Genomic DNA, 25,459 nt, shown 5'->3' with positions numbered 1-25,459 from the left:
CCGTGAAGCTTGCGCGAAGGGGGGCAGCGATGAAACGCCAGGACCGAAATGGCGATCATTGTTCTTCGATTTTGACCTGATACGATCATCGGGCCACAAGCGGGGGAATGATAATGAAAAACAGAGCCGTCATGGGCCTTGTCGGCTCTGCCGCCTGGCTGATCGCTAGCGCGGCGACAGCCGAGCCTGTCCAATCGTTCGTCGACATCTGCCTGACCACTAACGCCGACGCCCGCGCCATCGACGAGATCGTGCGCGATCGTGACTGGGTTGAAATGCCCTCCGAGACTCTGGGCGACCTGGGCAGTGAGTTTCAGGACCCGGCCGTTCGCCTCAGCTTCGACCCGACAAAACTCGACGAAGCAGAGCTTGCCGAAGCCGCCAGTTCCCTGGAAGTCGTGATGACCGGCTGGAGCGACGGCAACTCCGCCTTCGACATCGACGGCCTCAGGCTCGACGCCTGCATGCTGTTCTCGTTCAAGACCGACGACCCCACGCTCAATGAACGTATGACCGCGCATCTCGGCTTTCCGCCCGAAACGGCAGGAGAGATGACGCTATGGGCCTATTCTAAAAAGGACGGCGGGTTCGTACCGGAGACGGGACTGGATAGCCTCGACGCCGAGGCCCTCATCGCGGAAATGCGGAAGCGCCAAATCTACGTCATCTACACCTTGAACATAGACGACATGACCGGCTTTGCGTTGGGCGCACTTCGACCGGCCTCATAGACCTCGGCTGCATCGACTAATGTGAGGAAAGTAGAGACCGCGACCCGAAGGTGAATTCGTTGTGGCTGCTGCCTTCCGGCCCTGACCAGATTGGCGAAGCCTTCGCCCGCGATCTCCGAGAGGGGATATGACGGGTGGCGACGCGGGAATCAAGACCCCTCCCCGCGTCGTCTTGTCAGGAGTATGAAGCGCCATGCCCCATCGCAACGCCTTCTCCGGCAATCCGCTCGACCGCTCCGGCGATCTTCGCAACGACCTTGCCTGGCTGGGCGAGCAGGAAGCCAATCCCGAAGCCCTGGCCATGGTCCTGTGGGAGGGACGGCCTCTGGTCGAAGACCATGAGGGCGGACAGAGGCTGGTCTGGCTGGCGCTGGGCCACGGGCGCGATCTGGTCCCGGACCGCGACGTCTTCCTGGGTCTGTGGAAAGGCGCGCCGGTCTTCGCCGTCGAGTTCGAAGGCTCGATCGACCCGACTTCGGGTCCAGCGGGGGGCCTCGGCCAATTCATCGAGATGCGCGCGGCGGCGGCGGCCCTGTCGGAAACCGACGTCGCCATCGCCGGGACGGCCAAGAGCCTGTTCGACTGGCGCCGCCGCCACGGCTTCTGCGCCGCCTGCGGCAAGGCGACGGATCAGGCCTCGGGCGGCTGGCGGCGCGTCTGCCCGGCCTGCGGGGTCGAGCATTTCCCGCGCGTCGATCCCGTCGTCATCATGCTGCCGGTCTACAAGGGCGGAGCCGAACCACGCTGCCTGCTGGGGCGCCAGGCCGTCTGGCCCGAAGGCCGGATGTCGGCCCTGGCCGGCTTCATGGAGCCGGGCGAATCCATCGAGGAGGCCTGCGCCCGCGAGGTGATGGAGGAGGCGGGGCTGACTGTCTCGGATGTCGTCTATCACTCCAGCCAGCCCTGGCCCTTCCCGGCCCAGCTGATGATCGGCCTGATCGCCGAGGTGACGACGGACGAGGCCGCACCGGACCAGACAGAACTGGAGGCCGTGGCCTGGCTGACCCGGACCGAGGCGCGAGCGGTGCTGGCGGGAACGCACGGCGCCATCCACGCCCCGCCGCCCTTCGCCATCGCGCGGCGGCTGCTGGAGACCTGGGCGCTGGCTCAGGACTGACAGCCATCACATCGCTCATCCCGGCGAAGGCCGGGATCCAGATGCAAGCACCACGAGCAGCCTGTCGGAGCGCAGGACAGCTCCACAAGATCCTGAAGGTCGGAGCCTTTTGATCTGGATCCCGGCCTTCGCCGGGATGAGCGGCAGAGGTTGGTCTAGCGGCCTATTCCTCAAGCCAGCTTTCTGGCCGCCTCCAGATCCGCCGGATTGTCGACCGACAGCGGCGCTTCGTCGATGACCGAGGCCCATATCTGCAGGCCCATTTCCAGCGCCCGCAGCTGCTCCAGCTTTTCGCGCTTCTCCAGCGGCGACGGCGGGGCGGCGCAGAAGCGCATCAGGGCCTCGCGGCGATAGCCGTAGATGCCGACGTGGCGCCAGATCGGACCGTCGCCGTACAGGGTCGAGCGGGTGAAGTAGAGGGCGCGGCCGCTGGTCTCGCCGTCAGCCAGGGCCAGGACCGCCTTGACCACGTCGGGATTGGTCCGGTCCGAGATCTCGGCCTCGGCGGCGACCAGGGTGGCGATGTCGCAGGCCGATTCGCGCGCCAGCAGGTCGGCGCAGGCCCGCGCCAGATCGGGCGAGGCGAAGGGCATGTCGCCCTGGATGTTGATGACCAGATCATGCTCGCCGTCGGGATCGACGGCCTCGACCGCCGCGCGGATGCGGTCGGAACCGCTGGGCAGGGCGGGATCGGTCAGGACGGCGAGACCGCCCGCCGCCTCGACGACCTCGACGATCTCGGGATCGCCCGCCGCCACGGCGACGCGGAAACCGGACAGGGCCGCCTGCTCCCAGGCCCGCACGATCATGGGCTTGCCGCCGATATCGGCCAGCGGCTTGCCCGGCAAACGGGTCGCCGCCATGCGAGCGGGTATCATTATCAGCGGATTCATCGACTTGACGACGTCCAGAGGCGCCCGGAAGCGCCCGGGCCGGTTGCGAAGGTCGCGCTAGCGTGTAAGAGACGCCGACGCAAGAATACGCCTGACGCCGCTTCGCGGTGGGGGGGCTCATTAGAGACGGGAAGCGACGACGCGCATGAGCGGCGATCTGAAGTGGAACAAGATTATGGGCGCGTGCCTGGGCACCGCCTTTGTGATCCTGGTGGTCCAGCAGGTTTCGGGCATGGTGTATCACACCAAGCAGCCCGAAAAGATGGGCTACTTCGTGGATGCACCGGAAGAATCCGCAGGCGCCGAAGCGGCCGCCCTGCCGATCGACTGGGGCACGGTCCTGCCGACCGCCGACCTGGCCGCCGGTGAAGCCGCCTTCGCGCGCTGCCAGGCCTGCCACACCGCCAATGCCGGCGGCGCGGACGGCATCGGTCCGAACCTGAACGCCGTCCTCGGCGGCCCGGTCATGCACCGTGCCGGCTTCGCCTATTCGGACGCCATGACCAAGCACAAGGCCGAGGCTCCGACCTGGGGCTATGACCAGATCGACGCCTTCCTGACCGCGCCGGGCCGCTACGTCCCGGGCACCAAGATGTCCTTCGCCGGCATCCGCGACGAGAAGACCCGCATCAACCTGATCGCCTGGCTGCGCACGCAAGGCTCGGGCGGCTTCGCCATCCCGGCTGCGGACCCGGCTCGCCAGCCGGGCGCGGCTGCGGCTCCGGCGGCTGACGCGGCTGCGGCTCCGGCCGACGCCGCTGCGGCTCCGGCGGCTGAAGGCGCGGCTCCGGCCGCTCCGGCTGCGGCCCCGGCGGCAGCGCCCGCCGCCTAAGGGCAGCGACAGTCGAACGACTTGGGAAAGGCGGCCTTCGGGTCGCCTTTTCTTCGTTTCGGCAGAAGCGATCGCAAGCACCGTCATCCCGGAAGCCCGCAGGGCTATCCGGGACCGCAAGACACTCCGCCGTCAGCGTTCTGGGCGGTCCCGGCTCTACGCCTCGCGATGCGAGGCTGCGGCCGGGATGACGGAAGGAAGGGGCTGACTACAGCCGGCGGAACACAGCCGAAGCGAAGCCTTCGCCGGTCAGCCGCGCTTCGACCTCGGCCAGAGGCTCGATGACCACGCCGCCGCGCGCGCCGGTGGAGTGGATGACCTGATCGGCGTCGACCATGATGGCCGAATGGCCGGTCCAGTCGTCGCCCGCCGGGGCCATCCAGACGACGAGATCGCCGCGCTGCGCGGCTTCGCGCGCGATGGGACGGCCCAGATCAGCCTGGGCGTCGGAGCGGCGCGGGCCGGGCAGGCCGCAGGCCAGCAGCGCTTGCTGCACCAGACCCGAACAATCGGTCTCGAACGAGGAACGGGCCCCCAGGGCGTGCGGGCGGCCCAGCAAGCGCTCGGCCACGGCGACCGGCTCGCGCTCGAAGTCGCCGACGGGTTGAAGGTCAGCGTCGCTCAGCCCCTCGGCGGCGTCGCCGACCAGGGCGTTCAGCGGCAGGGCGGCGGAGACGGAGGAAACGCGACGGCTGGCCAGGGGCGCGCCGGGCGACAGAACATCAAGCGCGACCCAGCCGACGACGCCGTCGCGGCGCGCCCGGCCCCAAGCTCGCATCTGGCCTCGGTCGTTCTGACGGTGAAGCACGTCAAAGGCCTCGCCGTGCAGCAGCTGGTCGATGCGTTGGTCCGCGTCGGACAGAATGTCCGCGACCGGAACCCGGCAATGCATGGGCTCGGTCCGGCGATAGGCCTCGGCCCGCATCAGGCCTTCCAGCGCCTGTTCGGCCAGCACGGTCCGCTCTCCGTCCCGAAGGATCAGAGGCGGGCCGGGCGGAATAAGGGCCAGAAGGTCGGACAATCGAGGACTCGGCGGCGCTTCACGCGGGTGAGCCGCTGTTTGTAAACGCCGAAGCCAAATCGGGCGTTAACAGCCTTGGCTATTTGGCGAATCGCTCGCGCAGATAGCGGTAGCAGGCGCGCAGAGCCTGGGCTTCGCCGCCTTCCGGGTGCCCCGGACGGGCGCGCGGGTTCCAGGCGAAGATGTCCATGTGGGCCCACGACCCCGTCGTCGGCGCGAACTTCTGCAGGAACAGGGCCGCCGTCACCGATCCGGCCTGGGCCCAGGCGGCGGAATCATTGCGCAGATCGGCGATCTCGCTGTCCAGCGAGGCGCGATAGCCGGCCCACAGCGGCATCCGCCACAGGGGATCGCCCACCGCCCGTCCGGCGCTGAGGATGCCCTCGGCCAGGGCCTCGTCGTCGGTGTAGAGGGGCGGCAGTTCGGGACCGAGCGCCATGCGCGCCGCCCCGGTCAGGGTGGCGAAATCCAGCGTCAGGTCGGGGTCATGCTCGCCCGCCCGCGTCAGGACGTCGGCCAGGATCAGGCGGCCTTCGGCGTCGGTGTTGCCGATCTCGATGGTCAGACCCTTGCGGCTGTTCAGGATGTCGCCGGGGCGGAAGGCGTCGGCGGACACCGCGTTCTCGACAGCGGCGACCAGCACCACCAGGCGCACCGGCAGGTCGGCCTGCATGATCAGGCGACCGAGCGCCAGGGCGTGGGCCGAACCGCCCATGTCCTTCTTCATATTGCGCATCCCGGCGGCGGGCTTGAGGTCCAGACCGCCGGTGTCGAACACCACCCCCTTGCCGACCAGGGCCACCAGCGGCAGATCGATCTGGTCCAGCTTCCAGCCGATTTCCAGCACCCGCGGCGCGCGGTGCGGGGCGGCGGCGCGGCCGACGGCGTGGACGGCCGGGTAGTTGTCTTCCAGCAGGGCGTCGCCGGTGGTGACGGTCAGGGTGGCGCCGGCGCTTAGAGAAATCTCGCGGGCGATGGTTTCGATCTGCAGCGGCCCCATGTCGGCGGCGGGGGTGTCGACCATCTCGCGGGCCAGGGCGGCGGCGGCGGCGATGTTCAGCGTCTCGGCCAGATCGAGGCCGGCGGGGGCGACCAGACGGGCGCGACCGCGCTCGGGCCGGGCCTTGTAGCGGTCGAACAGATAGCCGCCGAGAGCGAAGGCCAGGGCGGCTTGTTGCGCCGCCTCGCCCTCGACGCCCTCCAGACGCCAGTCGCCGGCGGGCAGGCGCGTCGGCAAGGAGCGGACGCTCATCGGCTCGAAGGCTTCGCCCGCGCCGAACAGGGCCTCGGCCGCCGCGCCGTCGTCGCCGGGGACGATCAGCAGTTGCCCCGTCTTGCCGGTGAAGCCGTTGGCCTCGGCCCAGGCGGCCTGCTTGCCCGTCAGCCCCTGCCGCAGTCCTTGGCCCTGCGCGACCACGCGCACCGGGCTCGCGGCGTCGGAAGAAGCGATCAGCAGGTCGAGGTGGACCACGGACATGGGGCGAGCCTTTCCGGCCCTTAAAGGCCGATTAACCAAACCTTGACCCGGAGGCGCGACGCTGACGTCGCAGGAAACCGTCCGGACCCTCTCCATGTCGCGCACCGCCGCCGCCGCCGCAACCATGACGCTGGCTCTTCTGGGCCTGACGGGCGCCGCTGTCGCCCAAACCCCTGCCCCGGCAGCGGCCGCGGCGCCTGTCGCGCGCCAGCCCGCCGACGCCGCGACCCGCGCCAGCTACGACCGCGCCGACGCCCTCAGCCGTTCGGTCTTCTGGTCGCAGGAACAGCAGGTCAATCCGATGGACCCGGTCGCCGGGGTCAAGCTGGCCCAGGCGCTGCGCGAAATGGGCCAGTTCGATCAGGCCGCCGAGACGGCGCAGAACGTCCTGACCGTCCAGCCCGCCAATGTGGACGCCATGCTGGAGGTCGGCCGCGCCCACATCGCGCGCGGTCAGGCCTTCTACGGCATCGCCGCGCTGGAGCAGGCGCGCGCCGCAGCCCCGCGCGACTGGCGCCCCCTGTCGTTGCTGGGCGTGGCCTATCAGCAGGTGCGCCGAGGCGACGACGCCAAGGCGGCCTGGACCGAGGCCCTGCGCCTGTCGCCCGACAACCCGGATGTCCTGACCAACGCCGCCATCGCCCGCATGGGCGAGGGCGACGCGCAATCCGCTGAAATCCTGCTGCGCCGCGCCGCCGCCCAGCCGACGGCGACGCTGAAGGTGCGTCAGAACCTGGCCCTGTCGCTGGGTCTGCAGGGCAAGACCGCCGAGGCCGAGGCCATCCTGCGCCGCGACCTGCCGCCCGACGCCGCCGACGCCAACCTGCTCTGGCTGGCGGAGCGGACGGCGGCGACGAGGGGCGCGCCCGTTGCAGCGACCGAAACCGTCAGCCCGACGCGCACCTGGTCCTCGGTCCAGGGCGGCTGACTTCAATCCTCCCCTGCGCAGCGGGGGAGGATCGCATCTTCATTCTTCTGCCCATCGCGCCTATCTTTCCCCCATGATCGACGACCTCTACAGCGCGCGCATCCTGTCGCTGGCGGCCAACCTGCCGCACAGCGGGCGTCTGGCCGCGCCGCAAGGCAGCGCCGAGCGCGTCGCCAAGCTTTGCGGATCCAAGGCTGTGATCGACGTGGTGCTGGACGCCGACGGCCGCATCATCGAGTTCGCCCAGGCGGTGAAGGCCTGCGCCCTGGGTCAGGCGGCGGCGGGCGTGGTGGGCGAGAGCATCCTCGGCGCCTCGGCGTCGGAGATCGCCGAGGCCCGCGACGCCATGCTGGCCATGCTGAAATCCGGCGGCGACGGCCCCGAAGGCCGCTTCGAGGGCCTGCGGGTGCTGAAACAGGTCGCCGACTATCCGGCGCGTCACGCCTCGACCATGGTGGCGCTGGAAGCGACGCTCGACGCCGTGAGCCAGGCGTTGGCGAAACACCACAGCGATACGCGAACTCGCCTCGCCGGCGCGGCCTGAAGGCTTCGTCCGGTTGATCCCCCTGCGATGAAGAGGGATAAGCGGCGCGAACCCGAAACAGAGCCCCCGGCGAAGGGACAGATGTCTCTCTACGAACGCAGCGTCCGCGCGGCCCATCGGGGCTATAAGGTGACGCTGTCCCCCTTCTTCGGCCAGTCGTGCCGGTTTCTGCCGACCTGTTCGGACTATGGGCGCGACGCCCTGCTCCAGCACGGTCCGGTTCGGGGGGGATGGCTCACCATGCGCCGTCTCTGTAAATGCCATCCCTTCGGCGGTTCGGGCTATGATCCCGTGCCGCCCGCCAAGATCGAAAAAGAACGACCGTCATGATCGAACTGAAATTCCCCGACGGCGCCGTGCGTCAGTATCCGGCCGGCTCGACGGGCCGCGACGTGGCCGCCGCCATCTCGCCCTCGCTGGCCAAGAAGGCGGCCCTGGTCGTCTGGAACGGCGAGCAGCGCGACCTGGACCGCGTCATCGACGGCAACGGCGACTTCCGCCTGCTGATGCGCGACGATCCCGAGGCGCTGGAGACCATCCGCCACGACGCCGCCCACGTGCTGGCCCAGGCGGTGCAGGAACTGTTCCCCGGCACGCAAGTGACCATCGGCCCGGCCATCGAGGACGGCTTCTATTACGACTTCGCCCGCGACGAGCCCTTCTCGACCGACGACTTCGCCAAGATCGAAAAGAAGATGGGCGAGATCATCGACCGGGGCGCCCCGCTGGAGCGTCAGGTATGGGACCGCGACACGGCCATCGCCCACTTCGAGAAGATCGGCGAGACCTACAAGGCCGAGCTGATCCGCGACCTGCCGGGCACGGAGACCATCACCGTCTACAAGCAGGGCGAATGGGCCGACCTGTGCCGGGGGCCGCACTTCCCGACCACCAAGTTCGTCGGCAAGGCCTTCAAGCTGACCAAGCTGGCTGGCGCCTACTGGCGCGGCGATTCCAGCCGCGCCCAGTTGCAGCGCATCTACGGCACCGCCTGGGCGACCAAGGAGGACCTGGACGCCTATCTGCTGCGCATCGAAGAGGCCGAGAAGCGCGACCACCGCAAGCTGGGCCGCGCCATGGAGCTCTTCCACATGCAGGAAGAGGGCCGCGGCATGGTCTTCTGGCACCCCAAGGGTTGGGTCCTGTGGCGCGTGCTGGAGGCCTATATGCGCCGCCGTCTGGACGCCTCGGGCTATGTCGAAGTCAAGACGCCGCAGGTTCTGGACCGCAAGTTTTGGGAGGCCTCGGGCCACTGGGAGAAGTATCGCCCCAACATGTTCGTCTGCGAGACGGTGGAGGGCGAAACCCTCAGCCTCAAGCCGATGAACTGCCCCGGCCACGTCCAGATTTTCGATCAGGGCCAGCGCTCCTATCGCGAACTGCCGCTGCGCATGGCTGAGTTCGGCGCCTGCCACCGCTATGAGCCCTCGGGGTCGCTGCACGGCCTGATGCGCGTGCGCGGCTTCACCCAGGACGACGCCCACATCTTCTGCCGCGAAGACCAGATCGTCGACGAGACGGCCGAGTTCATCAAGCTGGCCCAGTCGGTCCACGCCGACCTCGGCATGGAGACGGCCTACATCAACCTGGCCACCCGTCCCGACGTGCGTGCCGGCTCTGACGAGTTCTGGGACAAGGCCGAGGCCCAGATGGCCGAAGCCGCCCGCGCCGCCGGGGTCGAGCCGGTCATCGCCGAGGGCGACGGCGCCTTCTACGCGCCCAAGCTGGACTTCATCGTCAAGGACGCCATCGGCCGCGAATGGACCTGCGGCACGATCCAGCTGGACTATGTCCTGCCGGACCGTCTGGACGCGACCTACATCGCCGAGGACGGCCAGAAGCACCGTCCGGTCATGCTGCACCGCGCGATCCTGGGCTCGTTCGAGCGCTTCATCGGCATCATGATCGAGAACTACGCCGGGGCCTTCCCGCTGTGGCTGGCGCCGACCCAGGCCGTGGTGGCCACCATCACCTCGGACGCCGACGGCTATGCCGAGGAAGTGGCGGCCAAGTTCCGCGCCGCGGGCCTGCGCGTCGAGACCGACCTGCGCAACGAGAAGATCAACTACAAGATCCGCGAACACTCGGTCGGCAAGGTGCCCGCCATCGCCGTCGTCGGCCGCAAGGAGGCCGAGGAAGGCAAGGTCGCCATCCGCCGCCTGGGCTCGCAGGCCCAGACCGTGGTCACCATCGAGGAAGCCATCGCCCTGCTGACGGACGAGGCCCTGGCGCCGGACCTGAAGCGCCTCCGCGACGGCGAGGCCTGAACATGAGAACGCCCCGGTCGAAATGCCGGGGCGTTTTTCTTTGAGGCCGCTTCACCTTCGTCATCCCGGAAGCCCGCAGGGCTATCCGGGACCGCCAAGAAACCCACCGACAGCGTCTTGGGCGGTCCCGGCTCTGCGCCTCGCGGAGCGAGGCTCCGGCCGGGATGACGGATAAGGTCACTGGGCCGTCATGCCGCCGTCGATCTTGAACTCGGCGCCGGTGACGAATTTGGACTCGTCAGAGGCCAGGTAGAGGACGCAGTAGGCCACGTCGTCCGGCTCGCCGAGCCGCTTCAGGGGGATGCCGCGCGCCAGCTTTTCGTGGGCCGTCGTCTCGTCGCCGCCGGCCATGGCGATGAAGGGGTCGAGGATCGGCGTCTTGATGAAGACCGGGTGGACCGAGTTGGCGCGGACGTTCCAACCCGCCTTGGCCGCCTCCAGCGCCACCGTCTTGGTGTAGAGCCAGACCGCCGCCTTGGTGGCGTTGTAGGCCCCCATGCCCGGCGCCGCCGCCAGTCCCGCGATCGACGAGATGTTGACGATCGAACCCGCGCCCGAGGCCCGCAGATGGGGCATGGCGTGCTTGCAGCCCAGCATGACGGATTCCAGGTTCACCGCCTGAACCAGCCGCCAGTTCTCCAGCGTGTCCTGCTCGGCCCACAAAAGCTGACCGCCGATGCCGGCGTTGTTCACCAGAATGGACAGGCCGCCCATGTCCTCGGCGGCGGCGGCGACCACACGGACCCAGTCGTCCTCGCGCGTCACGTCATGCTCATAGGCATGGGCGGGGGCGAAGGCCGCGCTCGGATGCTCGGCGTTGATGGCCTCGGCCAGCGCCCGCGCGCCGTCCAGGTCGCGGTCGGAGACGGCGACCTTGGCCCCCTCTCTGACCAGCATCCGCGCCATGGCCTGGCCCAGACCGCCCGCCGCCCCGGTGATGAGGGCGGCCTTGCCGGCGACGCGGCCGCTCACTCGACCTGGCCTTTGACGGCCTCGTCGATGAAGCGGGCCATCGCCACGTCCCGCTCGGTCACGCCGCCCGCGTCGTGGGTGGTCAGCAGCACCTCGACCCGGTTGTAGACGTTCGACCATTCGGGGTGGTGGTCCGCCTTGTCGGCCAGCAGGGCGACGCGGGTCATGAAGCCGAAGGCGGCGTTGAAGTCCTTGAAGCGCAGCGAGCGCGCGATGGCCGGGCGCGGGTCGTCGGCGCGGCGCCAGTCGGGCAGGCCCTTCAGAACCTCGGTCACTTCCAGGGCGGCGGCGGTCATGGGGCGTCTCCTCAGCGTTTCTTCAGGCGTATCGCGCGCCCCGACTGGCGGCAAGCAGCGAGGGCACAAGCAGGCCTGACTTATCCTCCCTTCCCCTCGAGGGGGAAGGGTCGGGGATGGGGTGTAGGAGCCGAGGTCGACGGTGTGGCGCGGGAGACTGAACGGTTCATGTCTCAGGTGCTTGATCGGTTGAGGTTGCGGCTCCACCCCCACCCAACCCTCCCCCCTCGAGGGGGAGGGCTTTCAAAGGCTGCGACGCTTCCCCGGATGACGCCGCGCGCGCGAGGCGTTACACCCGCATCCATGACCCAGGCCGATCCCTCCCCCGCCTCCGGCAAGACCTCCTCCTTCGGCTTCCGCGACGTGGACGCCAAGGAAAAGGTCCGCATGGTGCGCGGCGTCTTCGATTCCGTCGCGTCCAACTACGACCTGATGAACGACCTGATGAGCGCGGGCGTGCACCGTCTGTGGAAGGATGCTGCGGCGGCCAAGCTGAACGCCCGTCCGGGCGAGGTCATCCTCGACATGGCCGGCGGCACCGGCGACATGGCCCGGCGCTATTCGAAGATGGCGCATGCGGCGCAAGCGCGCCGCGGCGGCGAGGACGCCACCGTCATCGTCATGGACTACAACGCCGAGATGATCCTGAACGGCGTGGCCAAGGGCGGCGAGCCCGAGATGGCCTGGGGCGTCGGCGACGCCATGAACCTGCCCTTTCCCGACGCCTGCCTGGACGCCTATTCGATCAGCTTCGGCATCCGCAACGTGTCCGACGTGTCGGGAGCGCTGAAGGAGGCGCGGCGCGCGCTGAAGCCGGGCGGGCGCTTCATCTGCCTGGAGTTCTCGCGCCCCACGACCGAAGCCCTGCGCAAAGCCTATGACGCCTGGTCCTTCCACGCCATTCCGCGGATCGGCGAATGGGTCGCCAAGGATCGCGACAGCTACCAGTATCTGGTCGAGAGCATCCGTCGCTTCCCCGACCAAGCCACCTTCAAGCGCATGATCGAGGACGCCGGGTTCAGCCGCGTCAGCGTCACCAACCTGTCGGGCGGGATCGCGGCCATCCACCACGGGTGGGCGATCTGAGCCGGCTGTCCGTCAAGACCCCGCCGCCCGCGCCGCCGCCGGAACCCGTCCGCGATCCGCTGGGCGCGACGTTGCGCCTGATCGGCTGGGGCTGGGTGCTGGCGCGTCATGACGCCCTGATCCCGCGCGAGGTCAATCCTCTGCTGCCCGCCTGGACCCGGCCCTTCGCGCGTCTGGTGCAGATGACGGCCAGCCGCAAGCACCGCGCCGGTCGCCCCGGCCAGCGCGTGGGTCAGGCCTTCGAGCACCTGGGTCCCGTGGCCATCAAGCTGGGTCAGGTGCTGGCCACCCGCGCCGACATCTTCGGCATCCAGTTCGCCCAGGACCTGGGCCGACTGAAGGACAAGCTGCCGCCCTTCCCGCTGGACGAGGCCCGCGCCGAGATCGAGCGCTCGCTGGGCCGGCCGGTCGAGAGCCTGTTCCGCGATCTGGGCGCGCCCGTCGCCGCCGCTTCATTGGCGCAGGCGCACCCCGCTTATCTGGCCGACGGCCGCAAGGTGGCGGTCAAGGTGCTGCGCCCCGGCGTCGAGCGCCGCGTGGCCCACGGCCTGGATTCCATGCGCCTGGGCGCCAAGCTGGTGCAGAAATTCGTCGAACCCGCCCGGCGGCTGGAGCCGCAGGCCTTTGTCGAGATCATCGCCCGCGCCCTGTCGCTGGAGCTGGACATGCGGCTGGAGGCCGCCGCCGCCTCGGAACTGGCCGAGGTCATGGCCAAGGACGGCTACATGTCCGCCCCCGCCATCATCTGGGACGGGGTGGGCAAGCGGGTGCTGACGCTGGAATGGGCCCCCGGCCTGCCCATGACCGATCCGGCGCTGGACGCCCTGCCCGGCCTCGACAAGGATGCCCTGGCCGACAAGGTGGTGCGCGCCTTCCTGATCCAGGCGCTGGACCACGGCGTCTTCCACGCCGACCTGCACGAGGGCAATCTGTTCGCCCGCGCCCCGGCCGAGCTGACGGCGGTCGATTTCGGCATTGTCGGCCGTCTGGGTCCGGCCGAGCGCCGCTACCTGGCCGAGATCCTGTGGGGCTTCATCAGCCGCGACTATGACCGCATCAGCCGCGTCCACTTCGAGGCCGGCTATGTGCCGCCGCACCACTCGGTCGACACCTTCGCCCAGGCCCTGCGCGCGGTCGGCGAACCGGTCATCGGCCGCCAGGCCAGCCAGGTGTCGATGGGCCGTCTGCTGGGCCAGTTGTTCGAGATCACCGCCCTGTTCGACATGCATATGCGGCCCGAACTGGTGCTGCTGCAAAAGACCATGGTCTCGGTCGAGGGCGTCGCCCGCCGCCTCAACCCCGACCACGACCTGTGGGAGGCGGCCAAGCCCGTGGTCGAGCGCTGGATCAAGCGCGAACTGGGTCCGCAGGCCCAGGTGAAGGAAACCATCGAAGAAGCGGTCGCCGCCCTGAAAGCCTTGTCGCGTCTGGTGCAGAACCCGCCGCCATCTCAGACGTTGGTGGTCGAGAAGGCCGGAACCCGGGCCTGGGTGGTCGCCGCCGTCACCGTCGCCGTCTGTGCGTCGACGGCCGCCTTGGTCCTGACACTCTGGCCGATGATCGTCGCCTGACGTTTCTTCGGAGCCTGCGCGTATGAAGACCCCGATCCTCGCCGCCGCTGTCTTGGGCGCTGTTATGGGCTCCCTGTTCGCCCTGCCCGTTGCGGCGCAAACGGCGGCGGCCACGCTTCCGAACAGTTTTGGCGAGCCGGACGCGGTGAAGACGCGGACCGCGCCGCCGCCGCCCGCGACGTCCGCCCCCGATATCGCCCGCGCGGAAGAGGCGCTGCGCGCCGTGATCGCGTCGCTGCAGTCGAGCGAGATCGACTATTCGGTCTTCAGCCCCGGCCTGGCCGGGCAGATTCGCGAACGCGCCGCCGAGTTCGCGCCGCGCGTGCGGCAACTGGGGCCGGTCCAGGCTGTCGAATATCGCGGCCACACGGACGGCGCCGACCTGTTCCGCGTGGTGTTCGAGAAACAGGCCACCGACTGGGTCATCGCCTTCGACGCCGAGGATCAGATCGCGGCCCTGCTCTATCGCCCGGCGCAAGGCGACTGAGGGGCGACCGAGGGGTCGTCTAACGCCTAGTCCAACGACGGCTTGCCGCGTCCGCTCTTGATCGTCGAGCGGGTGGACTTGGTCTTCAGCCGCCGCTCCTTGGACGCCCGCGTCGGCCGGGTCGCCACGCGATAGACCGGCTTGATAGAGGCCTCGGCCACCATCTCGTCCAATCGCTCGACGGCGTCGGCCTTGTTGCGTTCCTGGGTGCGAAAGCGGACGGCGGTGATCAGGATGACCCCCTCCAGGGTCAGCCGGCTGCCCGCCAGCTTCATCAGCCGCGCCTTGACCGGGTCGGTCAGGCTGGGCGAGTTCTTGACGTCGAACCGCATCTGCACGGCGGTCGAGACCTTGTTGACGTTCTGCCCGCCCGGCCCGCCCGAGCGGAAGAAGCGAAACTCCAGCTCGTCCTCGGGAATCCGGCTCACGGAGAAACTTTCCGTGCACGGACGACCGCCGTGTCCAGGGCCTGCAGGAAGCGCGAGCGGTCGGCGGCGGCAAAAGGCGGCGGGCCGCTGGTGGCCACGCCGATGGAGCGAAGATGCTCGCCCACCATGCGCCCGGCCAGGGCCGAGCCGATGGAGTCGGGGGTGAAGGGCTGGCCGTTCGACTTCAGCGCCTGCGCCCCTGATTTCAGGCAGCGGTCAGCCAGAGGGATGTCGGCGGTGATGACGATGTCGCCCGTCACGGCCCGCTCGGCGATCCAGTCGTCGGCCACGTCGGGGCCGGCGTCGACCACCACCTGTTCGATCAGCGGCTCGCGCGGGACGTTGATCCAGGCGTTCGACACCACGAAGACCTTCAGCCCATAGCGGCGGCCTACGCGATAGACCTCCTCCTTCACGGGGCAGGCGTCGGCGTCGATGTAGAGGGTGGTGGGCATGAGCGTCTTATGACGCGTCGCGCTGACGGGGAGAAGAGCGCGCGATCTGGTCCCTTCTCCCGATGGGAGAAGGTGGCCCGAAGGCCCGGATGAGGGTCGCTCATCGGCCTTCGGCGTGAGCCGCCGCGCGACGGCGTCCGCCGACTGTAACCGTGAACCCTCACCCTTTGGCTGCTACGCGCCGCCCTTCGGGTCGCCTGACCAATCGCTTCGCTCTTGGAGGCTCAAGCCCTCTCCCGCCGGGAGAGGGCAAGGCAAGCGTCTCCTACTGCGGATAGGCGACCGGCATGGCTCCTTCGCCGCCGGTGCGGTAGCGGTCGCGCAGCAGCAGGTTGCGGGCCTGCAGCGGCTGCTCCACGCCGTCGATGAAGACGGCCGAGGGCTGGCTCAGCGGCTCCAGCGGATCGCCGGACCAGACCACCACGTCGCCGGCCGCGCCGGGCTTCAGCTCGCCGAACTGGCCGTCGAAGCCGAAGATACGGGCCGGGTTGACCGTGATCGCCTGGATCGCCGCCGCGAACGGCAGACCGTGCGAGACGGCGTTGCCAGCGTTGTAGCGGATGTCGCGGGCGCGGTGGGTCGAACCCTCATTGCCCTTGATGGCGATGACCACGCCCGCCGCGTTCAGCGCCGCCGCGTTCTGCATCCGCGCCGCCCGCATCTCGAAATTGCCGGGCAGGTTGGTGATCGGGTGCAGCAGGACCGGGACCTTGGCGGCCGCGATCTCATTGGCGACCAGCCAGCCCTCGGCGGCGCCGTCGAGGATGACCTTGACGCCTTCTTCGCGGGCCAGACGCAGGACCTGCTGGATGTCCGAGGCGCGGTTGACGCTGACGATCAGCGGCATCGTGCCATTGGCCACCGGGATCAGGGCTTCCAGGTCGGCGCGCGACAGCGACAGGTCGCGAAGCGCCGCCCGGTCATAGGCGGCCTTGTTGCGGGCGTAGAGGCGGACCTCGGCCAGGGTCTCCTTGAACAGGACGAACTCGGCCCCGCGGGCGCCGCCGGCGACGCCCTTTCCGGCCTCGCCGAAGGGGGCGACCATGGCCACGCGCGGCTTCACCAGAATGTCGGCGCCGCCCAGCTTGATGACCGCCGCCTGACCCGCGAACAGGCCCGGCGTCTGATAGCCGCCCGCGCCGGCCCCGGCGAAGTCGGAGTCGTCATGGCTGTGGCCGCCGCCCGAACCCGCGTGCTGGGGCGTGACCACGGCGCGGGTCACGCCGCCGAGGCGGGCGACCGGCAGGGTGAAGGACCAGGGGTCCAGACCATAGGACAGGTCGAAGGCGGCGCTCAGGGTGTTGGCGCTGTTCGACAGGTCGTTGGAGCCGCGCACCGAGCCGACTTCCGAACCGCCGAGGCCCGAGTCCACGGCGACGAAGCCCGGCGTTACGACCTTGCCGCGCGCGTCGACGACCCGCAGCCCGGCCGGAGCCGCTCCGGTTCCGACCGAGACGACCCGGCCGTTACGCACGACCACGGTGCCGTTCTCGATCACCGAGGTGCCGGTCAGGACGCGACCGCCGGTGATGGCGACGTCCTGCGCCGCTACGGGACCGACGAGGGCGAGCGCTGCGACAGCGCCCGCGAGAAGGGTTTGGATACGCATGGTTCAGCGAGCTCCCTGGGCGACGCCGGCGGCGGACTGGCCGAAGCCGGGCTGACCCAGTTCGAAATCGGATACGGGCTGGTAGGCGGGGTTGGACCGGTCAAACGCCAGACCGCCGTCGATGAAGACCTGATCGGCGCGGGCGTAGATCGAGAAGGGATCGGCGCTCCAGATCACCACGTCGGCGCGCTTGCCGGCTTCCAGCGAACCCGTCTCCTTGTCGATGCCGATCGACTTGGCGGCGTTCAGGGTGATCCAGCTGATGGCGTGCTCTTCCGAGACGGTCATCCCGGCGCGGCGACCGGCCGACAGGGCGGCGGCGACTTCCTGGTTCAGACGCTGGGTCAGCTCGGCGTCGTCGGAGTGGATGACGGCGCACGAGCCCTCGGGCGCGTCGGTCAGGGCGGCGTTCTCTTCGATGCCGTCCAGGGCCTCCATCTTGAAGCCCCACCAGCCGGTCCACATGGCGGCGCAGACGCCCTCACGAGCCAGCAGCGGCGCGATCTTGTAGGCCTCGACCGCGTGATGGAAGGTGGTGATCTTGTAGCCGAACTCCTTGGCGACATCGAGCATGACCGCCATTTCGTCGGCGCGGTAGCAGTGGTTCTGGATCAGGATCGAGCCGTCCAGAACGCCCGCCAGGGTGTCGAGCTGCAGGTTGCGGGTCGGGGGCGTGCCCTCCCCCGTCTCGCGCCACTTGTCCCACTTGGCCTTGTATTCGCGGGCGGCGATGAAGGCGGCGCGATAGCCGGCGACATTGCCCATGCCCGTGGCGGGCGAGGTGTTACGGCCGCCATAGACGCGGCTCGGGTTCTCGCCGCAGGCCATCTTCAGGCCATAGGGGGCGTTGGGAAACTTCATCCCCTGCATGGTCACGGACGGGACGTTGCGCACCGTCACGCCGCGACCGCCGAACAGGTTGGCCGAGCCGGGCAGGATCTGGAGCGTGGTCACGCCGCCGGCGCGGGCGGTGTTGAAGCCCGGGTCCTGCGGCCAGATCGAATGTTCGGCCCAGACCTGGGCCGTGTTCGGATTGGTGGCCTCGTTGCCGTCGCTCATGCCCATGACGCCGGGCGAGGGATAGACGCCGAGGTGGCTGTGAATGTCGATGACGCCGGGCGTGACGTAGCGGCCGCGGGCGTCAACCACCTTGTGGCCCGCCGGGACCGGGGTGTCGGCGCCGCCGACGGCGGCGATGCGGCCGTCGGTGATCACCACCACGCCGCCTTCGATCTTCTGACCCGTGCCGGTCAGGACCACAGCGCCGACCAGGGCCAGGTTCTCACGCGGCAGGCCGCGATAGGTCGAGGGATAGGGGTCGGTGTTGGCCCAACCGTCCAGGCCGGGGGCCATGGTGCGGTCGGCGGACTTGGCCGGCGCCGTTTCGGGCGCCGGCTTGGCGTCTCCAGTCGTGGCGCAAGCGCTCAAGCTAAGCGCACCCAGGGCGCAGGCGATGACCGCGAGGCTGGAGCCCCGCAAGCGGTTGGATGACATGAACGAGACCCCCTCGCGCCCGCGTACGGCGGGCCTACAATGGGGCCGCATAGAAACGACACTTTCCCCTAGCGTAAAGCGGTAATGTCAGGGGGCGGACAAGCGGTCGCGCACCTCGGCCTCGTCCAGACCCTCGACCTCGATCATCTTCAGTCGCGACTGGCCGCCGCGCGCCAGGGACACGGAGCGCTTGGGCACGTTCAGCGCCTTGGCCAGAAAGGCGATCAGGGCGGCGTTGGCCTCGCCCTCGACCGGCTGGGCGCGAACGCGGACCTTGAGCACAGGACGCCCGTCGGGATCGACGTCCCAGCCGTCGATGCGGTCGGCGGCGGCGCGGGGCGTCAGCTTGATGGCGAGGCGGGCGGTCATGCCCCTATGTCCGCTATCCCGGCCAAAAAGAAAACGCGCCGGACGATCCCTCGTCCGGCGCGCTTCATGTTCAGTCTGTGGAAGCCCTTAGCCCAGGGCGGCCATCAGGTCCGGCACGGCGGTCTTGTAGTCGGCGACCAGGCCGTAGTCGGCGACCTGGAAGATCGGGGCGTCGGCGTCCTTGTTGATGGCGACGATGACCTTGGAGTCCTTCATCCCGGCCAGGTGCTGGATGGCGCCCGAGATGCCGATGGCGATGTAGAGGGCCGGGGCCACGACCTTGCCGGTCTGGCCGACCTGATAGTCGTTGGGGGCGTAGCCCGCGTCGACGGCGGCGCGCGAGGCGCCGATGGCGGCGCCCAGCTTGTCGGCCAGCGGCTCCATCACGGCGTGGAACTCGTCGGCCGAACCGAGGGCGCGGCCGCCCGAAACGATGATCTTGGCGGCACCCAGTTCGGGGCGGTCCGACTTGACCATTTCCTCGGAGACGAAGGCGGTCCGGGGCGCTTCGCCCGCGGCGACGGTCTCGACCGAGGCCGAGCCGCCTTCACCGGCGGCGACGAAGGCCGTCGGGCGCACGGTGATGACCTTCTTGGCGTCGGCCGACTGGACGGTTTCCAGCGCGTTGCCGGCGTAGATCGGGCGCACGAAGGTGTCGGCCGAGACGACCTCGACGATGTCCGAGATCGGCGCCGTGTCCAGCTTGGCGGCGATGCGCGGGGCGAAATTCTTGCCGTCGGTGTTGGCCGGGGTCAGGATGGCGTCGTAGGCGCCGGCCAGCGGCAGGACGGTGGCTTCCACCGCCTCGGCCAGGCCGCGAGCGACGGCGTCGCCCTCGGCCAGCAGCACCTTGCGAACGCCGGCGATCTTGGCGACGGCCTCAGCCGCACCCTTGGCGTCCTTGCCGAGAACCAGAACGTCCACGTCCGACGACAGGGCCAGGGCCGCCGTCACGGTCTTGTGGGTGGTGTCGCGAACAACCGAACCGTCGTGGTCGGCGATGACGAGAACGGCCATTTACAGGACCCCCGCGGACTTGAGCTTGGAAACCAGTTCGGCCGCGTCGGCCACCTTGACGCCCGCCGAACGCTTCGGCGGCTCCGTCACCTTCAGCACCTTGAGGCGATCAGCGACATCGACGCCGTAGTCGGCGACCGCCTTGACCGCGATCTCCTTCTTCTTGGCCTTCATGATGTTGGGCAGGCTGGCGTAGCGCGGCGTGTTCAGACGCAGGTCCACCGAGACCACGGCCGGCAGCGTCGCCGACAGGGTCTGCAGGCCGCCATCGACTTCACGGGTGACGACAGCCTTGCCGCCCTCGATCGCCAGCTTGCCGGCGAAGGTGGCTTGCGGCCAGTCCAGCAGGGCGGCCAGCATCTGGCCCACGGCGTTGTTGTCGCCGTCGATCGACTGCTTGCCCAGCAGGACCAGGTCCGGCTTCTCTTCGTCGACCACCGCCTTCAGCAGCTTGGCGACGGCCAGGGGCTCCAGATCCGTGTCGGACTGGATCAGGACGCCGCGATCGGCGCCCATGGCCAGGGCCGTGCGGATGGTTTCCTGAGCCTGGGTCACGCCGATGGAGACGACGACGATTTCCGTCGCCGTGCCCGCGGCATGGTGTTCCTTGCCTTCCTTGAGACGCACGGCCTCTTCGACGGCGATCTCGTCGAAGGGGTTCATGCTCATCTTGACGTTGGCCAGGTCGACGCCGGTCTGGTCCGCCTTCACGCGAGCCTTGACGTTGGAGTCGATCACCCGTTTCACCGGGACGAGTACCTTCATGAGCCTATCCACTTGGTCATCGAAATGTCGGTCGAGGGATTGGACCGGCGAAACCGGCCTGTCAACGTAACGCTACGTGAACTGCGGTCGTGTCGCCGGCGCATTTTTCATCTATGAGACCCGTATGAAACGCTTTCTGACGATCCGCCGCCTCAGCGTCCTGTTCTTCAGCATCTTCGGCCTGATGGTCGCGGGCATCTTCGTGTTCCAGCGCTACTGGATGGAGCCGGGCGAGCGCTGCGAGGCCGCGGGCAAGTGGTACGACATCGAAAGCCGCATCTGCGCCCAGCCGATCTCGATCGCTGAAATCACCGGCCGCCCCATCGGCGTCACCCGCGCCCAGGCCTCGGCTGAGAAGAACCAGGAGCTGGTCGAGATCGAGACCCAGCTGACCGCCGAGAAGCGCGCCCGCGCGGCCGCCACCGAAGCCGAACGCGCCCGCGTCGCGGCCCTGCAGCAGCAGTAAAAAGCGTCATCCCAGCCGGAGGCTCGTTTACGAGCCGGAGAGCCGGGACCGCCCAAAACGCAGCGCTTCCTGCGGTCCCGGATCGGCCTGACGGCCGTCCGGGATGACGGACAAGGCGTGATGTTTCAGCGCGTCGCGCCGGGCTTCCACAGGATGTCGGCGGCGCCGTTGGCGTTGGCGCGGCGGGCGGCGACGAACAGGTGGTCGGACAGCCGGTTCAGATAGCGGACCGCCTCGGGGTTCACCTGCTCGCCCGATTCCATCAGACGAATGGCGTCGCGCTCGGCCCGGCGGCAGACGGTGCGCGCCAGATGCAGGTGCGCCGACAGGGGCGAACCGCCCGACAGGATGAAGCTGTCCAGCGGCTTCAGGCTCTCGTTCATCCAGTCGATTTCGCTTTCGATGCGCGCGACCTGAGAGGCTAGGATGCGCAGCGCCTCCCATTTCGGGGCCGGGTCCAGCGGCGTGGCCAGGTCGGCGCCAAGGTCGAACAGCTCGTTCTGGATGCGGCCCAGCATGGCGTCGATGCGGTCGTTCTGGCCGCTGTTCAGGCGGGCCAGGCCGATGACGGCGTTCAGTTCGTCCACCGCGCCGTAGGCCTCGACCCGCAGATCAGTCTTGGACACGGGCGCGCCCGAGGCCAGGCGGGTCTGACCGCCGTCGCCGGTGCGGGTGTAGATCTTGTTCAGCGTGACCATGTCGTCAGCCCCCTCGTGAATTCAGCCGCCGTGCGTGGCTTTCCACCACATCCCGCCGATCAGCAGCAGCACCGCCGTCGCCTGCAGGATGATGCGCAGCCGCATCAGCTTGTTCGAGTTCGAGCGAGCGAAGTCGCCGCCGCGATACAGGGTGTAGACCCCAAAGCCGAGCGTAATGGTCACGGCGGCGATAGCGATCAGGATCAGGATGTCGAAGATTTCCATGACCGCCTTCTAGGCCCGCCGAACGGGCCGCGCCAGCGCCCGCGACGTCGCGCCCGGTCGGCGACCGCAGTTGCGACCTATTCGCACACCCCGGTTGTCACGCCGCCGCCCTTGCTGTTGAGAAGCGCTCGCAAATCAACCGGGGCCGTTCATGTCTTCCTTCGCCGTCTCTCGCCGCTCGACCCTTCTGGCCGCTTCTGCGCTGGCCACGCTCACTATGGGTCAGGCCGCGATGGCGGAAGAAACCGTCATCGACCAGCGCCAGACGACGACCAAGGTCGCCGACGTGGTCGTCACCGCTTCGGGCTTCGAGCAGCGCATCACCCAGGCCCCGGCCTCGATCAGCGTCGTCCCGCGCGCCCAGATCGAAGAAATGCGCGCGGTCTCGATCGCCGAGATCCTGACCAATATCGAAGGCGTCGATGTGGGCGCGGCGGTCGGCAAGACCGGCGGCCAGACCATCAACATCCGCGGCATGGGCTCGGACTACACCCTGATCCTGATCGACGGCCGCCGTCAGAACACGGCCGGCAGCGTGACGCCGAACGGCTTTGGCGAGACCTCCAGCAGCTTCATGCCGCCGGTCTCGGCCATCGAGCGCATCGAGGTCGTGCGCGGCCCGGTCTCGACCCTGTACGGGTCCGACGCCATGGGCGGGGTGGTCAACATCATCACCCGCAAGGTCGGCGACGTCTGGGGCGGATCGGCCTCGGCCAACTACACCCTGCAGGGCGACGACGATTTCGGCGCCATCTGGGGCGGCGACTTCTACGCCAACGGCCCGCTGGTGAAGGACCTGCTGGGTCTGGCGGTGCGCGGCTCCTATCTGACGCGCGAGCAGTCCAGCCTGACGTTCGAGAACGTCGGCGGCGTCGAGACGCCCGTGACCGGCTTCGGCCGCAGCTCGACCGAGAACGAGATCTGGACCCTGGGCGGCCGTCTGAGCCTGACGCCCCACGCCGACCACGACCTGTGGCTGGACGTCGACGTGTCGCGTCAATGGTACGACAACGCCAAGGGCCAGATGGGCACCAACACCACCGCCGGCGGCTATGCCAACGCGCTGGAGTTCAACCGCGACCAGGTCGCCCTGGCCCACAACTGGCGCCTGCCGTTCGGCGTGCTGGAATCCAACCTGTCCTACGGCAAGACCGAGACGGTGGGGCGCATCATCCCCAACGGCGTGGCCGGGGCCGGCGGCGCGCGCACCCTGGAGTCGGAAAACACCATCTTCGACACCAAGCTGTTCTCGCAGTGGCGCAACCACAGCTTCACCGTCGGCGGCCAGTACTGGGACGCCCAGATGGTCGACGGCGTGGCCCCCAAGACCTTCGAGCACACCCAGTGGGCCCTGTTCGCCGAGGACGAATGGCGCTTCACCGATACGCTGGCCCTGACCCTGGGCGCGCGCCACGACGACCACTCCAAGTTCGGCGCCCACTTCAGCCCGCGCGCCTATCTGGTGTGGAACGCCAACGACCAGTGGACCCTCAAGGGCGGCGTCAGCCAGGGCTTCAAGACCCCGCGCCTGGAACAGCTGGCCGAGGGCATCAACGGCTTCGGCGCGCAAGGCCGCCTGCCCCTGCTCGGCTCGCCGGGCCTGAAACCCGAGACCTCGACCTCCAGCGAGGTCGCCGTCTTCTATGACAACGGCTCGACCTTCCGCGCCAACCTGACCGTCTTCAACAACGCGTTCCAGGACAAGATCGCCGCCGGCACGCCGCTGACGAACTGCACCTTCGGCCTGACGCGGGCGCAATACGACGCCGGGAGCTACAACAAGACCGGCTGCACCGACGTCGGCTATTGGGCTGCCTACGCCACCTTCAGCCAGCAGGTGAACGTCGATGAGGCCGTCACCCGCGGCGTCGAGACGGCGGCGCGCTGGCGCTTCGCCCCCGACTGGACCCTGTCGGGCAACTACACCTACACCGACAGCGAGCAGAAGTCGGGCGCGGCCAAGGGCCTGCCCCTGACCGACACGCCCGAGCACATGGTCAACGCCAGTCTGCGCTGGAACGCCACGGACAGGATGAACCTGTGGCTGCGCGGCGAGTATCGCTCGGAGCGTTTCCGCGGTCTGGGCGCGGCCCGCGACGCCTGGGGCGACTACAAGGCCTATGAGCTGTTCCACCTCGGCGGATCGTACGACGTGACAGAGCGGGTCACGATCAACGCCGCCGTCTACAACCTGTTCAACAAGGACTTCGTCACGCTGAAGCCCTACGGCGCGCCGGTCGCCTATGCGCCGGAATACGCCAACAACCAGGAGCCGCGCCGCCTGTGGGTGTCGGTGACGACGACCTTCTGATCCTTCCGTTTCCTCCCCAAACTCCAAGGGCCGCCTCTTGCCGGGCGGCCCTCTTTCTTTGTCCCAGCTAAGCCGTTGGTCATTTTTGGCTGGCACGGTCCTCGGCCATGACTGATCGCGCCATCCGCAATCTTGAGCATCTGCGCCGCACCGCCTCGACGGCGCGGGTGCTGAACCTGCTCAAGGTCTATGACGAGCACGGCGAGACGGACGACTGGGCCGAACGCCCCATGTTCCGCACCCCGGCGCTGAACACCGCCCTGATCATCAAGCACCGCCTGCGCCGCAACGAGACCGACGCCTTTCCCGGCCGACGCCAGGTGGCGACCAAGGTCGTGGTGCCCATCGACAGCAGCGACCTGAAGACCGGCGGCCGCTTCGTCTTCGTCAACCAGATCGGTTTCGAGCGCGCCATGCAGGGAGCGTTCGGCATCGCCGCCGACCATCCTGACCTGAAGACCCTGCGGCTGATGGACCAGCTGCCGTCGCTGGACCCCTTCCTGCTGCGCGAGCAGCTTAGGCGGGGCGAGGTCGATGCGGCCCCTTGCTATTTCGCGCTCAGCGAGGCCGACATGGAGCGGATGCTGGCCTTCGTCCAGCAGGAGATCGAGCCCCTGGTGACGCTCAGCATGGGCAGCGGGGTGGCGGCGGTCGGCTCGACCGCGCGCATGGCGACCAAGATCCTGTCCAATGCGCCGGGCGACCGGCTGGAGGCGCTGCGCGCCACCCTGCGGCTGGAGCCGGAGCAGTATCAGGAAGGCGTCTTCTGCTGGAAGGGCTTCCTCTATTACAAATGGACCCTGGCCAGCCTGATGGGCGACATCGTCAACGTCGCCGACGAAGTGGGCGCCGTGCAGCCCGTCGGCCCCAGCGATCGCGCCGCCAAGGAATATATCGACCGCGGCCGCTCGGTCCTGCGCGGCCGGATCATGAAGACCTGCGAGGACGTCAGCCGCACCCTGCGTTACTACGACGACGCCTATGCGGGCCTGACCCGCGAGGGCAATCCCATCGCCTTCCGCGACTTCCTGCTGGAGGCGCCGACCCTGTTCGCGCGACTGGGCGACCAGTTGGGCGCGGTGCAGCACATCGTCAGCTTCTGGCGCTTCCGCTTCGGGCCCAAGGCGCCGCCGGTCGGGGTCGACGAGCTGATCGACATCTTCATGGATTTCGAGACCGGCCTGATGGGCCGCGAGACCGACGCCTACGACCCGCGCGACGCGGCCTAGCCCCCTCCGCCGTCATCCCGGCCGTAGCCGCAGGCGGAGAGCCGGGACCGCCCAGGCCACCACCGGCAGCGCTTCTTGCGGTCCCGGATAGCGGCTGCGCCGCTTCCGGGATGACGGACGGGGAGCGCCAAAAGAAAACCCCGCGCCGACGACGGCGCGGGGTTCTGTCGT

The 25,459-nt window shown here is 68.8% G+C and carries 27 protein-coding genes and 1 other RNA gene; 13 read left to right on the top strand and 15 right to left on the bottom strand.

The window, feature by feature from the left end:
- The first annotated feature begins 113 nt into the window (after positions 1-113).
- Positions 114-731: a hypothetical protein gene (locus tag AC3IS2_RS00900; RefSeq protein ID WP_489198795.1), complete on the top strand. Its 618-nt coding sequence runs from the start codon at positions 114-116 to the stop codon at positions 729-731.
- Between the two features lie 25 nt (positions 732-756).
- Here AC3IS2_RS00900 and ffs read toward each other — a convergent pair.
- An RNA gene (ffs, locus tag AC3IS2_RS00895) (signal recognition particle sRNA small type) lies at positions 757-852 on the bottom strand.
- A gap of 72 nt (positions 853-924) precedes the next feature.
- On the opposite strand from ffs, the gene nudC reads away from it, so the two are divergent.
- Entirely contained in the window at positions 925-1,848 is a 924-nt protein-coding gene (nudC, locus tag AC3IS2_RS00890) for an NAD(+) diphosphatase (RefSeq protein ID WP_489198794.1), read from the top strand.
- 170 nt (positions 1,849-2,018) lie between these two features.
- Here nudC and AC3IS2_RS00885 read toward each other — a convergent pair whose 3' ends face one another.
- Positions 2,019-2,741: a 3-deoxy-manno-octulosonate cytidylyltransferase gene (locus AC3IS2_RS00885; protein WP_489198793.1), complete on the bottom strand. Its 723-nt coding sequence runs from the start codon at positions 2,739-2,741 to the stop codon at positions 2,019-2,021.
- 145 nt (positions 2,742-2,886) lie between these two features.
- Here AC3IS2_RS00885 and AC3IS2_RS00880 point away from each other — a divergent pair, with 145 nt between their 5' ends.
- The gene (locus AC3IS2_RS00880; protein ID WP_489198792.1) at positions 2,887-3,573 is read left to right on the top strand and encodes a c-type cytochrome; all 687 of its coding nucleotides are present in this window, start codon (positions 2,887-2,889) and stop codon (positions 3,571-3,573) included.
- Positions 3,574-3,781: 208 nt separating this feature from the next.
- Here AC3IS2_RS00880 and AC3IS2_RS00875 read toward each other — a convergent pair whose 3' ends face one another.
- Positions 3,782-4,594: a C40 family peptidase gene (locus AC3IS2_RS00875; RefSeq protein ID WP_489198791.1), complete on the bottom strand. Its 813-nt coding sequence runs from the start codon at positions 4,592-4,594 to the stop codon at positions 3,782-3,784.
- A 79-nt stretch (positions 4,595-4,673) separates the two neighbouring features.
- Entirely contained in the window at positions 4,674-6,071 is a 1,398-nt protein-coding gene (locus AC3IS2_RS00870) for a leucyl aminopeptidase family protein (protein ID WP_489198790.1), read from the bottom strand.
- 94 nt (positions 6,072-6,165) lie between these two features.
- Here AC3IS2_RS00870 and AC3IS2_RS00865 point away from each other — a divergent pair, with 94 nt between their 5' ends.
- The 4 genes from AC3IS2_RS00865 (at position 6,166) to thrS (ending at position 9,810) form a co-directional block, all read left to right on the top strand.
- Positions 6,166-6,999 (top strand): tetratricopeptide repeat protein, encoded by an 834-nt coding sequence (locus AC3IS2_RS00865; RefSeq protein ID WP_489198789.1) that lies wholly within the window; start codon positions 6,166-6,168, stop codon positions 6,997-6,999.
- A gap of 73 nt (positions 7,000-7,072) precedes the next feature.
- Positions 7,073-7,543: an iron-sulfur cluster assembly scaffold protein gene (locus AC3IS2_RS00860; RefSeq protein WP_489198788.1), complete on the top strand. Its 471-nt coding sequence runs from the start codon at positions 7,073-7,075 to the stop codon at positions 7,541-7,543.
- An 81-nt stretch (positions 7,544-7,624) separates the two neighbouring features.
- Positions 7,625-7,873, top strand: a complete 249-nt coding sequence (yidD, locus tag AC3IS2_RS00855; RefSeq protein ID WP_489198787.1) for a membrane protein insertion efficiency factor YidD — start codon at positions 7,625-7,627, stop codon at positions 7,871-7,873.
- Positions 7,870-9,810 (top strand): threonine--tRNA ligase, encoded by a 1,941-nt coding sequence (thrS, locus tag AC3IS2_RS00850; RefSeq protein WP_489198786.1) that lies wholly within the window; start codon positions 7,870-7,872, stop codon positions 9,808-9,810. The genes yidD and thrS overlap by 4 nt, the downstream gene beginning before the upstream one ends.
- 177 nt (positions 9,811-9,987) lie before the next feature.
- Here thrS and AC3IS2_RS00845 read toward each other — a convergent pair whose 3' ends face one another.
- Together AC3IS2_RS00845 and AC3IS2_RS00840 are read right to left on the bottom strand one after the other, a co-directional pair.
- A complete protein-coding gene (locus AC3IS2_RS00845; RefSeq protein ID WP_489198785.1) occupies positions 9,988-10,782 on the bottom strand; it encodes an SDR family oxidoreductase in 795 nt (264 codons plus the stop codon).
- Complete coding sequence (locus tag AC3IS2_RS00840; protein ID WP_489198784.1) at positions 10,779-11,078, bottom strand: 4a-hydroxytetrahydrobiopterin dehydratase; 300 nt, start codon at positions 11,076-11,078, stop codon at positions 10,779-10,781. The genes AC3IS2_RS00845 and AC3IS2_RS00840 overlap by 4 nt, the downstream gene beginning before the upstream one ends.
- Positions 11,079-11,381: 303 nt before the next feature.
- Here AC3IS2_RS00840 and AC3IS2_RS00835 point away from each other — a divergent pair, with 303 nt between their 5' ends.
- Genes AC3IS2_RS00835 through AC3IS2_RS00825 form a run of 3 tightly spaced genes read left to right on the top strand, consistent with a single transcriptional unit; the run spans position 11,382 to position 14,222 of the window.
- Entirely contained in the window at positions 11,382-12,164 is a 783-nt protein-coding gene (locus AC3IS2_RS00835; protein ID WP_489198783.1) for a class I SAM-dependent methyltransferase, read from the top strand.
- Positions 12,152-13,735, top strand: a complete 1,584-nt coding sequence (ubiB, locus tag AC3IS2_RS00830; RefSeq protein WP_489198782.1) for a 2-polyprenylphenol 6-hydroxylase — start codon at positions 12,152-12,154, stop codon at positions 13,733-13,735. Before AC3IS2_RS00835 ends, ubiB begins: the two co-directional genes overlap by 13 nt.
- 22 nt (positions 13,736-13,757) lie before the next feature.
- Positions 13,758-14,222, top strand: coding sequence for a hypothetical protein (locus AC3IS2_RS00825; protein WP_489198781.1), 465 nt, complete (start codon positions 13,758-13,760; stop codon positions 14,220-14,222).
- Positions 14,223-14,248: 26 nt separating this feature from the next.
- Here the strand turns inward: AC3IS2_RS00825 and arfB are convergent, their stop codons facing one another.
- The 7 genes from arfB to AC3IS2_RS00790 form a co-directional block, all read right to left on the bottom strand.
- Positions 14,249-14,650: an alternative ribosome rescue aminoacyl-tRNA hydrolase ArfB gene (gene arfB / locus AC3IS2_RS00820; RefSeq protein ID WP_489198780.1), complete on the bottom strand. Its 402-nt coding sequence runs from the start codon at positions 14,648-14,650 to the stop codon at positions 14,249-14,251.
- Positions 14,647-15,105, bottom strand: a complete 459-nt coding sequence (locus tag AC3IS2_RS00815) for a YaiI/YqxD family protein (protein ID WP_489198779.1) — start codon at positions 15,103-15,105, stop codon at positions 14,647-14,649. Before AC3IS2_RS00815 ends, arfB begins: the two co-directional genes overlap by 4 nt.
- Positions 15,106-15,370: 265 nt before the next feature.
- The gene (locus AC3IS2_RS00810; protein WP_489198778.1) at positions 15,371-16,714 is read right to left on the bottom strand and encodes an amidohydrolase family protein; all 1,344 of its coding nucleotides are present in this window, start codon (positions 16,712-16,714) and stop codon (positions 15,371-15,373) included.
- A 3-nt stretch (positions 16,715-16,717) separates the two neighbouring features.
- Entirely contained in the window at positions 16,718-18,208 is a 1,491-nt protein-coding gene (locus AC3IS2_RS00805) for an amidohydrolase (protein WP_489198777.1), read from the bottom strand.
- Between the two features lie 87 nt (positions 18,209-18,295).
- The gene (locus AC3IS2_RS00800) at positions 18,296-18,577 is read right to left on the bottom strand and encodes a DUF167 domain-containing protein (RefSeq protein ID WP_489198776.1); all 282 of its coding nucleotides are present in this window, start codon (positions 18,575-18,577) and stop codon (positions 18,296-18,298) included.
- Between the two features lie 87 nt (positions 18,578-18,664).
- Positions 18,665-19,594 carry an electron transfer flavoprotein subunit alpha/FixB family protein gene (locus AC3IS2_RS00795; RefSeq protein ID WP_489198775.1) on the bottom strand — a complete coding sequence of 310 codons (930 nt, stop codon included), beginning with the start codon at positions 19,592-19,594 and terminating at the stop codon, positions 18,665-18,667.
- Positions 19,595-20,359 (bottom strand): electron transfer flavoprotein subunit beta/FixA family protein, encoded by a 765-nt coding sequence (locus tag AC3IS2_RS00790; protein ID WP_489198774.1) that lies wholly within the window; start codon positions 20,357-20,359, stop codon positions 19,595-19,597.
- A gap of 124 nt (positions 20,360-20,483) precedes the next feature.
- Here AC3IS2_RS00790 and AC3IS2_RS00785 point away from each other — a divergent pair, with 124 nt between their 5' ends.
- Positions 20,484-20,825, top strand: a complete 342-nt coding sequence (locus tag AC3IS2_RS00785; RefSeq protein ID WP_489198773.1) for a hypothetical protein — start codon at positions 20,484-20,486, stop codon at positions 20,823-20,825.
- A 125-nt stretch (positions 20,826-20,950) separates the two neighbouring features.
- Here AC3IS2_RS00785 and AC3IS2_RS00780 read toward each other — a convergent pair whose 3' ends face one another.
- Positions 20,951-21,523: a cob(I)yrinic acid a,c-diamide adenosyltransferase gene (locus tag AC3IS2_RS00780; RefSeq protein ID WP_489198772.1), complete on the bottom strand. Its 573-nt coding sequence runs from the start codon at positions 21,521-21,523 to the stop codon at positions 20,951-20,953.
- Positions 21,524-21,544: 21 nt separating this feature from the next.
- Positions 21,545-21,748: a twin transmembrane helix small protein gene (locus tag AC3IS2_RS00775; protein WP_489198771.1), complete on the bottom strand. Its 204-nt coding sequence runs from the start codon at positions 21,746-21,748 to the stop codon at positions 21,545-21,547.
- 151 nt (positions 21,749-21,899) lie between these two features.
- On the opposite strand from AC3IS2_RS00775, the gene AC3IS2_RS00770 reads away from it, so the two are divergent.
- Positions 21,900-24,059, top strand: a complete 2,160-nt coding sequence (locus AC3IS2_RS00770) for a TonB-dependent receptor domain-containing protein (protein WP_489198770.1) — start codon at positions 21,900-21,902, stop codon at positions 24,057-24,059.
- 107 nt (positions 24,060-24,166) lie between these two features.
- Positions 24,167-25,288 carry a hypothetical protein gene (locus AC3IS2_RS00765; protein ID WP_489198769.1) on the top strand — a complete coding sequence of 374 codons (1,122 nt, stop codon included), beginning with the start codon at positions 24,167-24,169 and terminating at the stop codon, positions 25,286-25,288.
- Positions 25,289-25,459 lie beyond the last annotated feature (171 nt).

The sequence above is a fragment of the Brevundimonas sp. KH_025 genome (assembly GCF_057839885.1).
The sequence above is the reverse complement of the archived record's forward strand: the minus strand, read 5'-3'. Positions and strand labels throughout refer to the sequence as shown.